The organism is Streptomyces sp. NPDC031100 (genome assembly GCF_055570785.1).
Genome location: NZ_JBVIGN010000003.1, coordinates 777,239 through 789,151 on the forward strand (window position 1 = coordinate 777,239; position 11,913 = coordinate 789,151).

Annotated in this window: 10 protein-coding genes; 1 reads left to right on the forward strand and 9 read right to left on the reverse strand. The window is 70.8% G+C overall.

Going from position 1 to position 11,913, the window contains the following annotated elements:
- Nucleotides 1-186 precede the first annotated feature (186 nt).
- Nucleotides 187-852, forward strand: coding sequence for a hypothetical protein (locus ACZ5DS_RS11415; RefSeq protein WP_468236169.1), 666 nt, complete (start codon nt 187-189; stop codon nt 850-852).
- Between the two features lie 71 nt (nt 853-923).
- On the opposite strand, the gene ACZ5DS_RS11420 is transcribed toward ACZ5DS_RS11415, so the two are convergent.
- From ACZ5DS_RS11420 to ACZ5DS_RS11460, 9 genes are all read right to left on the reverse strand, one after another.
- Nucleotides 924-2,456: an NCS1 family nucleobase:cation symporter-1 gene (locus tag ACZ5DS_RS11420; RefSeq protein ID WP_468236171.1), complete on the reverse strand. Its 1,533-nt coding sequence runs from the start codon at nt 2,454-2,456 to the stop codon at nt 924-926.
- A gap of 147 nt (nt 2,457-2,603) precedes the next feature.
- Nucleotides 2,604-3,623 (reverse strand): TIGR03842 family LLM class F420-dependent oxidoreductase, encoded by a 1,020-nt coding sequence (locus tag ACZ5DS_RS11425; RefSeq protein WP_468236174.1) that lies wholly within the window; start codon nt 3,621-3,623, stop codon nt 2,604-2,606.
- An 11-nt stretch (nt 3,624-3,634) separates the two neighbouring features.
- Nucleotides 3,635-5,038: a dihydropyrimidinase gene (gene hydA, locus ACZ5DS_RS11430; protein WP_468236176.1), complete on the reverse strand. Its 1,404-nt coding sequence runs from the start codon at nt 5,036-5,038 to the stop codon at nt 3,635-3,637.
- 31 nt (nt 5,039-5,069) lie between these two features.
- Nucleotides 5,070-5,912 (reverse strand): nitrilase-related carbon-nitrogen hydrolase, encoded by an 843-nt coding sequence (locus tag ACZ5DS_RS11435; RefSeq protein WP_468236178.1) that lies wholly within the window; start codon nt 5,910-5,912, stop codon nt 5,070-5,072.
- Nucleotides 5,913-6,067: 155 nt separating this feature from the next.
- A complete protein-coding gene (locus tag ACZ5DS_RS11440; RefSeq protein WP_468236181.1) occupies nt 6,068-7,645 on the reverse strand; it encodes a PucR family transcriptional regulator in 1,578 nt (525 codons plus the stop codon).
- Between the two features lie 17 nt (nt 7,646-7,662).
- Complete coding sequence (locus ACZ5DS_RS11445) at nt 7,663-8,946, reverse strand: aspartate aminotransferase family protein (protein ID WP_468236183.1); 1,284 nt, start codon at nt 8,944-8,946, stop codon at nt 7,663-7,665.
- Entirely contained in the window at nt 8,943-9,785 is an 843-nt protein-coding gene (locus ACZ5DS_RS11450) for a nitrilase-related carbon-nitrogen hydrolase (RefSeq protein WP_468236186.1), read from the reverse strand. The genes ACZ5DS_RS11445 and ACZ5DS_RS11450 overlap by 4 nt, the downstream gene beginning before the upstream one ends.
- Nucleotides 9,786-9,942: 157 nt before the next feature.
- Nucleotides 9,943-11,469 (reverse strand): hypothetical protein, encoded by a 1,527-nt coding sequence (locus ACZ5DS_RS11455; protein WP_468236189.1) that lies wholly within the window; start codon nt 11,467-11,469, stop codon nt 9,943-9,945.
- A 148-nt stretch (nt 11,470-11,617) separates the two neighbouring features.
- Complete coding sequence (locus ACZ5DS_RS11460) at nt 11,618-11,869, reverse strand: helix-turn-helix domain-containing protein (RefSeq protein WP_468236192.1); 252 nt, start codon at nt 11,867-11,869, stop codon at nt 11,618-11,620.
- Nucleotides 11,870-11,913 lie beyond the last annotated feature (44 nt).

The window sequence follows — 11,913 nt, forward strand, 5'->3', positions numbered from 1 at the left end:
GGTTCGGCACATGGACGAGAGCTGATGCCCATAACAGGGCATAGAGGGCGCCGACTTCGGTGCTGCGTCACCGAGCGGGCACGCTGCGAGTTTTCTCTTCCGCCTCACAGACAGTCATGTGACACTGGCGTCCCCGTCCACCATGCGGACCCCCTTCCGCGCCCCCTCCCCCACGAGAAGTGCGCTGTGCGTTCTCTTCCTCTGCCGCTCGCCCTCACCGCGCGTCTGACGCCGGTCGCCGTGCTGGCCTGCGCCGGCTGGGCGCTGTCGTCGGGTCCGGCCACGCCGTCCGCCGCCGGCCACCGGCCGGACCAGGAGACGCCCACCCATGCGGCCTCCGCCCCGTCCTCCACCGCGGTGTCGAAGACGTACACCACCGCGCCCTCCCCCTGCACCGGCGTGCCGACGGCGACCGTCAAGTCCCTGGTGCCCGGGGCCAAGACGGCGGGCAAGGAGATCCCTTCGACGGACACGAAGCTCCGCCGCACCTGCTCCTGGAACGCCCTCAAGGGCTACGACTACCGCTGGCTCGACGTCTCCTTCGAGGTGGCCGAATCGGACCAGGAGGCGAAGAAGGAGTACGAGCAGCGCTCTACCGAGAAGAGCGGCGGCGGGGCCGTTCCGGGGCTCGGGGACGCCGCCTACTCCGTCGTGAACCTCACCACGGAGGACAAGCAGCAGACCCGCGAGGGCGTGGTGATAGCCCGCGTCTCCAACGCCCTGGTGATCGTCACGTACAACGGCAGTGACTTCGAGACGAAGAAGGCCCCGAGCTCGGACGAGATCAACAAGGGGGCCATCAAGGCAGCGAAGAGCGCCGTCGCAGCGCTGCGGGGCGGCACGTCCGGCTGACACTCCGTCAGGTACGGACTGCGTGCGGCACCCCGGCGGCACGCCGGCCGCCGGGGAACCGTACCCCTCCCTCAAGCCGCCGCCATCTCCTCCTTCCGGCCGGTCAGCAGCGTCAGCACCAGGTACAGCACCAGCGACGTGCCGAGGCCCACCGCCCAGCCGTAGTCGGCGAGGGACTTCAGAGCAGGGACGGGACGGCCGTCGATCAGCGGATGGAAGTCGGCGCCGCCGATCGCGAGGGCGCCGCCGGCCGCGAAGGCGACGACCGCCCGCCAGTTCCAGCCGCCCGCGTACCAGTAGCGCCCGCCCGCGCGGTACAGGTCGGCGAGGGCGAGGCGGGTGCGGCGCAGGATCCAGTAGTCGGCGACGAGGATGCCCGCGACCGTGCCGAGCAGGCCGCCGACCAGGCCGAGCCAGGTGAAGATGTAGCCCTGCGGGTCGGAGTACAGCTTCCACGGGAAGATCAGCACGGCGAGCACCGAGGTGATCAGGGCGCCGGTGCGGAAACTGATTCTGCGGGGCGCGACGTTGGAGAAGTCGAAGGCCGGGGAGACCAGGTTGGCGGCGATGTTCACGGAGAGGGTCGCCACCAGGACGGTGACCAGGGCGTAGAGCAGGCCGACCACGTTGTCCGTCTTGGCGGCGAGCTGGACCGGGTCCCAGACCGGCTTGCCGTAGACCGCCTGCGAGCCGGAGGTCACCAGCACGGAGAGGAAGGCGAAGAGGGTCATCGTGGTCGGCAAGCCCAGAGCCTGGCCCCAGGTCTGGGCCTTCTGGCTCTTGCCGTAGCGGGTGAAGTCAGGGATGTTCAGCGACAGCGTGGACCAGAAGCCGATCATGCCCATCAGCGAGGGCCAGAACAGCTTCCAGAAGTCGCCGCCCCAGCCCAGCTCGGAGGGCTGGTCGAACAGCGGTCCGACGCCCCCGGCCTTGCTGCTCATCCACCACAGCATCACGAAGGCGCCGACGAGTACGAAGGGCGCGGCCCAGTTCTCGAAGCGCCGGATGGTCTCCATGCCCCGGTAGATGATGGCGACCTGGATCACCCAGAAGATCGCGAACGACAGCCACATGGTCCAGGCGTAGCCACCGACGTGCGAGGCGTTCGCCCAGCTGTCGCCGATCAGCTTGCCGGCCAGGAAGTAGATGGCCTCGCCGCCGATCCAGGTCTGGATGCCGAACCAGCCGCAGGCCACCAACGCCCGCACGACGGCGGGCAGGTTGGCGCCGCGCACCCCGAAGGAGGCGCGGGCGAAGACCGGGAAGGGAATGCCGTACTTGGGTCCCGCGTGCCCGGTGAGCAGCATCGGCACCAACACGATCAGATTGGCGAGCGCGATGGTGAACACGGCCTGCTTCCAGTCCATGCCGACCGCGATCAGCCCGGACGCGAGCGTCCAGGAGGCCGTGTTGTGGGCCATGCCGACCCACAGCGCGGAGAAGTTGTACGTCGTCCAGGTGCGCTTCGCCACGGGGACCGGGAGCAGGTCCGCGTTGGCGTAGGGGCCGCTGGGCTGCGGCGAACCAGGGGCGATCTCCACCCGGCCGTCGGGCAGGGTGACTTGAGCGGTCGACGGTATGGCCGTGGGAGCGGTGTCGGTCATGGGCAGGCCAATCGAGGAGGGGTGGGACGGGGAGAGGCCGTGCGGGTGGCTCCGAGGGGGGTGCGCCCCGACCTCAGGTGAGGGGAAAGCGCCCTGGACCCCCTTCCCGGGAGAGCGGGAAGGGGGAGATCAACTGGATGGGTACGGTCAGGCGTTGACCGCCGGGATCACCGTCGTGCCGTAGGCGTCGATGGTGGCTTCCTGGGCGTCGTGCATGTCGTACACGGCGAACTGGTCGACGCCCAGCTCGCGCAGCGCGTTGAGTTTCTCGATGTGCTTCTCGGCCGGCCCGATGATGCAGAACCGGTCGACGATCTCGTCGGGCACGAACTCGGTGTCCGGGTTGTCGGCACGGCCGTGGTGGGAGTAGTCGTACCCCTCGCGGGCCTTGATGTAGTCGGTGAGGTCGTCGGGGACCTGGCCGGAGTGCTCGCCGTACTTGGCGACCAGGTCGGCCACGTGGTTGCCGACCATGCCGCCGAACCACCGGCACTGGTCGCGCGCGTGGGCCAGCGCCTCGGGCGAGTCGTCCGCGGTGACGTACGCCGGGGCGGCGACGCAGATCGTCACCTCGGACGGGTCTCGGCCGGCGGCGACGGCCGCGTCCTTCACGGCCTTCACCATGTACTCGGTGAGGTACAGGTCGGACAGCTGGAGGATGAACCCGTCGGCCTCCTCGCCGGTCATCTTCAGCGCCTTGGGTCCGTACGCGGCCATCCACACGGGGAGTTCGGCGCCCGGCTTGATCCACGGGAACCTGACGACCGTGCCGCCGAGGTCGGCCTCCCTGCCGCTGCCGAGGGCCCGGATGACCTTCATGGCCTCGCTGATGCGGGCCAGGGTGTTCGGTTTGCGGCCGGCGACGCGCATGGCGGAGTCGCCGCGGCCGATGCCGCAGACCGTGCGGTTGCCGAACATGTCGTTGAGGGTGGCGAAGGTGGAGGCGGTGACCTCCCAGGTGCGGGTGCCCGGGTTGGTGACCATCGGGCCGATCGTCAACTTCTCGGTGTTCGCCAGGATCTGACTGTAGATCACGAACGGCTCCTGCCACAGCACGGCGGAGTCGAAGGTCCAGCCGTACGTGAAGCCGTTGCGCTCGGCCCGCTGCATCAGGCTGATGACGCGGGAGGCCGGCGGGTCGGTCTGCAGGACGAGTCCGAAGTCCATGGGCGCCACTCCTAGGTGAGGTACTGACAGGTGGAGCGCGGGGTGTAGACGCCGTGACCGGCGCGTCCGGTGTACTCCCGCTCGGTGATGACGGGTTCGCCGCGCGAGAGCACGGTCTCGACCCGGCCGGTCGTCCGCCTGCCTTCGTACGCCGAGTAGTCGACGTTCATGTGGTGCGTCTCGGCGGACATGACCTGCTCGGCGTGCGGGTCGTAGATGACGACGTCGGCGTCGGCGCCCGGTGTGATGGTGCCCTTCTGCGGATACAGGCCGAACATGCGGGCCGGGGTGGCGCAGGCGATCTCGATCCAGCGGCGGCGGGAGATGTGCCCGTCGAGGACGGCCTGGTGGAGCAGGTCCATGCGGTTCTCGACGCCGGGCAGCCCGTTGGGGATCTTGGAGAAGTCGCCGCGGCCCAGCTCCTTCTGGCCGACGAAGCAGAAGGGGCAGTGGTCGGTGGAGACCACCTGGAGGTCGTTGGTGCGCAGGCCCTGCCAGAGTCTTGCCTGGTGCTCCTTGGGCCGCAGCGGAGTACTGCACACGTACTTCGCGCCCTCGAAGTCGGGCTCGGCGAGGTTGTCGGTGGACAGGAACAGGTACTGCGGGCACGTCTCGCCGAAGACGTTCAGCCCCTCGTCACGCGCCCGCGCCAGCTCGGCGACCGCCTCCATCGCCGAGACGTGCACGACGTACAGCGGAGCGCCGGCGACCTGCGCTAGGCGGATGGCGCGGTGGGTGGCCTCGGCCTCCAGCAGTGCCTTGCGCACCTCTCCGTGGTAGCGGGGGTCGGTCTCGCCCCGGGCCAGCGCCTGCTCGACCAGCACGTCGATCGCGATGCCGTTCTCGGCGTGCATCATGATCAGGCTGCCGTTCTCGGCGGAGCGCTGCATGGCGCGCAGGATCTGGCCGTCGTCGGAGTAGAAGACGCCCGGGTAGGCCATGAACTGCTTGAAGCTGGTCACTCCTTCCTCGACCAGCAGGTCCATCTCCTTGAGCGTCTCCTCGTTGACGTCGGAGACGATCATGTGGAAGCCGTAGTCGATGGCGCAGTTGCCCTCGGCCTTGGCGTGCCAGGTGTCCAGGCCCTCGCGCAGGGTGTGCCCGACGCTCTGCACCGCGAAGTCGACGATCGTGGTCGTGCCGCCCCAGGCGGCGGCCCGGGTGCCGGTCTCGAAGGTGTCGGAGGCGAAGGTGCCGCCGAACGGCAGCTCCATGTGGGTGTGGGCGTCGACACCGCCCGGGATGACGTACTTCCCGGCGGCGTCGATGACGTGCTCGGCGCTGAACGCCTCTGCGGCGGGGGTGCCGGAGGCGGCGAGGGCAGCGATGCGGCCGTCCTCGATCAGCACGTCGGCGTGGATCTCGTCGGACGCGGTGATGACGAGACCACCGCGGATGACGGTACGGCTGCTCATGGTCCCTCTCCAACCAGTGGGAACGGTGCGGTCAGGGTGCGGTCAGCGGCGTGTACGCCCCCGGAGCCCGGTCGCGGTAGAACTGCCAGCGGTCGCGGACCTCGCGGAGTTTGGCCAGGTCCAGGTCGCGTACGACGAGTTCGGTCTCCTTGTCGCCGGCCACCTCGCCGACGAACTGGGCCTCCGGGTCCACGAAGTACGTGGTGCCGTAGAAGTCGTTGTCGCCCAGGTCCTCCACGCCGACCCGGTTGATCGCGCCCACGAAGTACTCGTTGGCGACGGCCGCCGCCGGCTGCTCCAGCTGCCACAGGTAGCGGGACAGGCCGCGCGAGGTGGCGGAGGGGTTGAAGACGATCTCGGCACCGGCGAGACCCAGCGCCCGCCAGCCTTCCGGGAAGTGGCGGTCGTAGCAGATGTAGACGCCGATCTTCCCGACGGCCGTCTCGAAGACCGGCCAGCCGCTGTTGCCGGGGCGGAAGTAGAACTTCTCCCAGAATCCCTGGACTTGGGGGATGTGGGTCTTGCGGTACTTGCCCAGGTAGGAGCCGTCGGCGTCGATCACGGCGGCGGTGTTGTACAGGACGCCCGGCTGTTCCTCCTCGTACATCGGCAGGACGAGGACGAGGCCCAGCTCCTTCGCGAGTGCCTGGAAGCGCCTGACGGTCGGGCCGTTCGGGATCTGCTCGGCGTACTCGTAGAAGGCCTTGTCCTGGACCTGACAGAAGTAGGGGCCGTAGAACAGCTCCTGGAAGCACAGGACCTGGGCGCCCTGCGCGGCCGCGTCGCGGGCCGCCTGCTCGTGGACCTGGATCATGGATTCCTTGTCGCCGGTCCAGGCGGTCTGGAAGAGGGCGGCACGGATCACTCGGCTCATCGGGACCTCCGGTAGCTCGGTGTCCGGTGAGCCTAGAAAGTCGCGCGGGACCGTTTGAGTGGCAGCGTGTCACGTCTGCGGGCGGTCGGCGTGCCACCGTGTCACGCGTCTGCGAGCCCATGTTTCACCGCCGTTTTCCCAGGTCGTGGCATGTTTCACCCCTGTTGCGCGTCGTGCGCGAGGAGCGCGATGTGCACGGAGGCCGCCTGCTCGAAGTCGTCGAGGTCGACGCCCAGCCGGGTCTGTATCGCCTCCAGACGGCGGTAGAGGGCCGGCCGGGAGACGTGGTGGAGCTGGGCGGTACGGGACTTGTTGCGCCCGGTCGCCAGGTACGTGCGCAGCACGTTCAGCAGCTCCTGATCGGCCCCGCACAGCAGCCCGTCCAGCTCGCGCTCGGCGAAGGACTGCACGTGGGGGTCGTCCCTCAGCAGCCGGATCAGGCCGCGCAGATGGACGTCCCGCAGGCGTACGACGGCCGGCAGGTCGAGGGCGGCCGAGGAGTCGGCCACCGCGTCGGCGACGTGCCGGGCCTCGCGCAGCCCGGCCGGCACCTCGTCCCAGTCGGTGCGCGGACCGGCCGCGGCGACCACGGCGTGCGGCGCCCCGGTCCCGGTCCGCAGCCGGGCCGCGAAGTGGGCGGTCAGTGCCTCGGCCTGCTGGTCGCGGGCGAGGCTGAGCAGGACGGCGGTGGCCCCGTCGACCGGCTCGGCGACGAGCCCGGACAGCCCCAGCACCCGCAGCACCCGGTCGATGTGGCCCGGCTCCCCGCCCAGCACGACGAGGGGCACGAAGGTCCGCCGGTTCACCGGCAGCCCGGCCGCCCGCGCCCGGGGCAGCAGATGGCGGGCCGGTACGACACCGGAGACGAGGTCGGTCAGCAGGCCCTGCGCGGACTGCTCCTCCCAGGTGTGCGCGGAGCCGCCGCCGAGCATGCGGTGCAGGACCAGGGCCTCGGCGGCCCGGTCGGCCAGCAGCCGCCCGGTGGCCGTGTCGCCCCGGTACCCGCACAGCAGCAGCCCGCCCCACCGCTCCCCGCGTCCGCCCAGCTCGGCGCGGACCCAGCCGTCGCCCTCGCTGCCGCCCGCCTGCCGGGCGATCCGCTCCCAGTCGCGCAGCACGTCGTCCACCGCGGGCCGCTCCCCCGCCGTGGCGAGGACGCGGTGGGCGAGGTTGGTGACGACGACCGGGCAGCCGCTGTGCTGGGCCACCTCGTCGAGCAGCCGCTGGAGCGGGGCGCCCGCGGTGATGAGCCCGGTGAGCGCAGTCCGCACCGACTCCGACAGGCTCACGGCGGCGAACTTCCGCCGTACCAGCCGGCACTGGACCTCCTCCGTCAGCTCCGCGAAGGGGAACGGTCGGTGCAGGACGACCATGGGCAGCCCGCACCGCTCAGCGGCCCGGCGCATCACCTCGGGCGGCGCGGGGAAGGCCCGGCCGAGCCCGAGCACGACGGCCGCGGCCTCCGCCCGGTGCAGGGACTGGATGTACTCGGCCTGCTTGGCCTCGTCGCCGGCGAGGAGCACGCCGGTGGTGAGGACCATCTCGCCGCCGGTGAGCATCACACCGACGTCGGCGGCCTCGGCGACGTGCACCCAGCGCACGGCCCGGTCGAGCTGCCCGGCCCCGGCCACCACTTCGGGCTCCCCTGCCTGGACCCGCTCCAGGGTGAGCACCTGGCGGACCGAGAGGGCTGGTTCGAAGCCGGTGTGCGAGGTCACCGAGGTGGTGGTCATGGCGGTACACCCGTTCTCTAGTACGTGCTTCTCAGCGCGCGTTCGAGGATCGCCGCGCCCTCCTCCGCCTCCGCCACGGTCAGCGACAGGGGCGGTGCGATGCGCAGGGCGCTGGTGTTGTGGCCGCCGCCCTTGCCGATCAGCAGTCCGCCCTCGCGGGCCGCCTCCAGGACGGCGGAGGCCGCCTGCGGATCGGCCTCGTCGGTCTCCGGTTTGACCAGTTCGACGCCGATCATCAGCCCGCGCCCGCGCACCTCCCGCACGCCGGGCAGCTGGGCGGCGACGGCCCGCAGCCGCTCGATGAGCAGTCCGCCGACGCGCCGGGCGTTGCCCTGCAGGTCGTGCTCGACGAGGTAGGTGAGGTTGGCGAGGCCGGCGGCCATGGTGATCTGGGTGCCGCCGAACGTCGAGATGCTGTTGGCGTCCAGACAGTTCATGATCTCGGCGCGGGCGACCACCCCGCCGATGGACATGCCGTTTCCGATGCCCTTGGCGAAGGTGACGAGGTCCGGCGGCCCGCTGCGGGCGTGCGCCTGCCAGCCCCAGAAGTGCTCGCCGGTGCGGCCCCAGCCGGTCTGCACCTCGTCGGCGATCCAGAGGATGCCCTGCTCCTGGAGGACCTCACGGAAGGCCGCGTAGAGCCCGTCGGGAGGCGAGGTGAAGCCGCCGACGCCCTGGATGGGTTCGGCGATGAGGGCGGCCGGCGGGCGGGTGTGCCCGAGGATGTCCTTCAGGTCCTCCACACACGCGTCGATGAACGCGCGGTCGTCCAGCCCGGCGAACGGGCCCCTGGTGCGGACGCCTCCGTGGACGTACAGGGTCTGCAACGGGGACAGGGAGGTCGGGGACCAGCTGCGGTTGCCGGTGATGCCGACCGCGCTGAAGGAGCGGCCGTGGTAGCTGTTGCGCATGGCCAGGACGGTGTTGCTGCGCCGGTAGGTGGTGGCGAGCAGCAGGGCGGTGTCGTTGGCCTCCGTGCCGGAGGTGGTGAAGAACACCCGGGCGTCCGGGATGCCGCTCAACTGGGCGATGCGCTCGGCCAGTTCGACCATCGGCCGGTTGAGGTAGAGGGTCGAGGAGTGGATGATCCGGCCGGCCTGCTCGCTGACCGCCTTGGTCACCTCGGGCAGGGCGTGCGCGGTCATGGTGGTGAGGATGCCGCCGAAGAAGTCCAGATACTTGTTGCCGGCGGAGTCCCAGACGTGGCGGCCCTCGCCGTGCGTGATCTCCAGCGGCTCGTCGTAGTAGAGGGCGAGCCAGTCGGGCAGGACCTGACGGTGGCGGAAGTAGAGGTCGTTCACGGCTGCACCAGTCCTTCGTAGGCGTCGGGGCGGCGGTCGCGGTAGAAGGCCCACTGCTGCCGGACTTCGTCGATGAGATCGAAGTCCAGGTCGCGGACCACGAGTTCCTCGTCCTTGTCACTGGCGACGTCACCGACGAACTGCCCGCGCGGATCGACGAAGTACGACGTCCCGTAGAAGTCGTTGTCCCCGTACTCCTCCTGGCCCACGCGATTGATGGCGGCGACGAAGTACTCGTTGGCGACGGCCGCGGCGGGCTGCTCCAGCTGCCACAGGTAGGAGGACAGACCGCGATGCGTGGCGGACGGGTTGTAGACCAACTGCGCGCCGTTCAGACCGAGTTGCCGCCAGCCCTCCGGGAAGTGCCGGTCGTAGCAGATATAGACACCCACCTTGCCGACCGCCGTGTCGAAGACGGGCCATCCCAGGTTGCCGGGTTTGAAGTAGTACTTCTCCCAGAAGCCCTTGACCTGCGGGATGTGATACTTGCGGTACTTGCCGAGGTAGCTGCCGTCGCTGTCGATGACGGCGGCGGTGTTGTAGTAGAAGCCGGACTGCTCGATCTCGAAGACCGGTACGACGATCACCATGCCGGTCTCGTGGGCGAGGTTCTGCATCCGGCGCACGGTCGGCCCGTCGGGCACCGGCTCGGCCCAGCGGTAGTGCTCCGGCTCCTGGACCTGGCAGAAGTAGGGGGAGTTGAAGACTTCCTGGAACCCGATGACCTGTGCGCCCTGCCGGGCCGCCTCGCGGGCGTGCTCCTCGTGTTTCGCCACCATGGACTCGGTGTCGCCGGTCCAGGTGGCCTGGACCAGTGCGGCACGTACGACGTTGGCCATGAGCTGCTCCTTCGACGCGACGTCCGAGCCTCTACGCCCGTAGAAACGGCCCGTAGAGGGTCGAAAGTAAGCCTCGTGAAGGCCCTTGCCAAGACCATCGCCGTTAACCCGCTGAGTCGATCACGTTTCGCACTCCTTAGAGTGATCGCAGGGTGCTTCAGGGGGTGAATCCGGCGACGCGGAGGGCGTGCACCAGGTCCCAGTGGCGCTCCTGGGAGACACCCTGGGCGGCCTGGAGCAGAAGCGGGACGAGGCGGCGCGGATCCGCGGCGGCACTCCGGGCGGCCTCCTCCGGCGTCCGGACGCGGACGTAGGCGTCCAGCAGGGCCCGCACCTCACGCCCCCGCCCCGCCGTGTCCAGTCCCAGCACGGCGGCGCCGATCTCCTCGGCCGGCCGGGCCACCCCCTGCCGCAGCATCTGCTGCCCGTCCGCGGCTCTCCCGGCCGCCTCCAGCGCGTCGGCGGCGGCGACCAGCCGCTCGGCGGGCAGCGCGGCGGCCTCCCAGAGCAGCGTGGCCCAGTCGGCGCCGAGCCCGGCGCGCTGCAGCCGGTCCGCGAGCAGCGGGAAGCGGACGGCGGGCCAGTGCGTGATCTCGACCAGCAGCACATGAGCCTCACCGGTGCGTCCCTCCGCCCGCAGCCGCACCAGCCTCTCCACGGCCCCCGCGACGGCCGCCCCCGTCTCGGCGTCCACCGTCTCGACGGGCACCTCGACCGGCGCGACGGTCTCCGCGGCCCCGGCGAACCGCGCCCCACGCGGCGTACGCCGCCCGCTGTCGGCGTCGGGCGCGGCGACGGCAGGCGCCTGCGGCACGACGACCGCCGCAGCCTCGTCCTCGACCATCCCGGCGAACCGAGCACTGCCACGGCGACGCTTGCGGGCCTTGGCGGGGGCCGGGGAGGGGGCGGTGGCCGCGCTGGGCACGCTGTCGACGCCGGGGGCGGTGCCGGAGGTCGGGGGCGGGCTCTCGGGGCTCGGGGCAGCACCGGCCGTCGGCGCCGTGCTCTGAAGGCTCGGGGCAGCACTGAAGGCCGGAGACGCGCTCTCAGGACTCGGCGCGGCGCTGGAGGGCGCGGCGGCCCGAGGGACCTGCCCGCCGAACCAGGCGTCACCCCCGCTGCTTCCGTCACTCCCACCACGGGCGCCCGGCCCGTCCGGGATCGGCACCCCCATCGCCCGCCGATCCAACTCCGCCATCCGGTCCTGGAGTTCGGTGCAGCGGGCGGTGGCCCGTTCGAAGTCGTCGTGGGCCCAGGCGAGGTCCACGCGGAGGGCCTCGGCGTCCTCGCGGGAGGCCGCCGCGGCGAACAGGCGGCTCAGTTCGGCCTGGCGCTCCGCAGCGTACCGCTGTTCGCGGAGCATGACGTCGAGGCGGTCGCCGAGGGCGTCCCGGGCGCCGGGCCGGGTGTCGTACGCGGTGACGGCGGCCGCGTGCAGCGTACGGACCCGCTCCCGCTCGGCGGTGGCCGCACCGGGGCCGTACACCGCAGCGAGGTCCTGGAGCAGCGCCTCCATCACGTCCCACGGCGGCACCTCACGCCCGTCGAGGCAGGCCTGCATGCCGTCCGGGTCGCGTTGCCAGAAGACCCCGCACCAGCCTCCGCCCTGATCCAGGCGCCCCAGGAGGCCGTCCAGGTAGTTCGCGAACTCCCTTATCCGACCAGGGAGTTGATCCACAGCCATGCCCGACTCCCGCCCGACTGCCAGCACTCCGGTCGGTAGGCAACACCAGCCGTGTTACGGGACTGCTACGCAGAGTTTTCCGGGAGTGTGCGGGCGGCTCATTGCGCGATCTTGACCCGTGGGCGTTCCGAGCCGCAGCAGGCGGATCTCAGACACCCGCCGGCGCGCATCGCGCGACCAGCTCGTCCATGGACAGCCCCAGGACTCCGGCCAGCGCGGCCACCGTGAAGAAGGCCGGGGTCGGCGCGCGCCCGGTCTCGATCTTGCGGAGGGTCTCGGCCGAGAGGCCCGCCGCGGCCGCGACCTCGGCCATGCTCCGCCCGCCGCGCGCCTCGCGCAGCAACCGCCCGAGCCGTTCACCGCGTTCGCGCTCTTCGGGGGTGAGAGGGGTGCGCACCATGAGCCCATTCTAATACCGCCCCGCCCTGGCGCCCCCAATTCAAA

Coding starts and splice junctions, on each gene's coding strand:
- ACZ5DS_RS11420 (WP_468236171.1), bottom strand. CDS start 2,456: ATGACCGACACCGCTCCCACGGCCATACCGTCGACCGCTCAAGTCACC.
- ACZ5DS_RS11425 (WP_468236174.1), bottom strand. CDS start 3,623: ATGGACTTCGGACTCGTCCTGCAGACCGACCCGCCGGCCTCCCGCGTC.
- hydA (WP_468236176.1), bottom strand. CDS start 5,038: ATGAGCAGCCGTACCGTCATCCGCGGTGGTCTCGTCATCACCGCGTCC.
- ACZ5DS_RS11435 (WP_468236178.1), bottom strand. CDS start 5,912: ATGAGCCGAGTGATCCGTGCCGCCCTCTTCCAGACCGCCTGGACCGGC.
- ACZ5DS_RS11440 (WP_468236181.1), bottom strand. CDS start 7,645: ATGACCACCACCTCGGTGACCTCGCACACCGGCTTCGAACCAGCCCTC.
- ACZ5DS_RS11450 (WP_468236186.1), bottom strand. CDS start 9,785: ATGGCCAACGTCGTACGTGCCGCACTGGTCCAGGCCACCTGGACCGGC.
- ACZ5DS_RS11455 (WP_468236189.1), bottom strand. CDS start 11,469: ATGGCTGTGGATCAACTCCCTGGTCGGATAAGGGAGTTCGCGAACTAC.
- ACZ5DS_RS11460 (WP_468236192.1), bottom strand. CDS start 11,869: ATGGTGCGCACCCCTCTCACCCCCGAAGAGCGCGAACGCGGTGAACGG.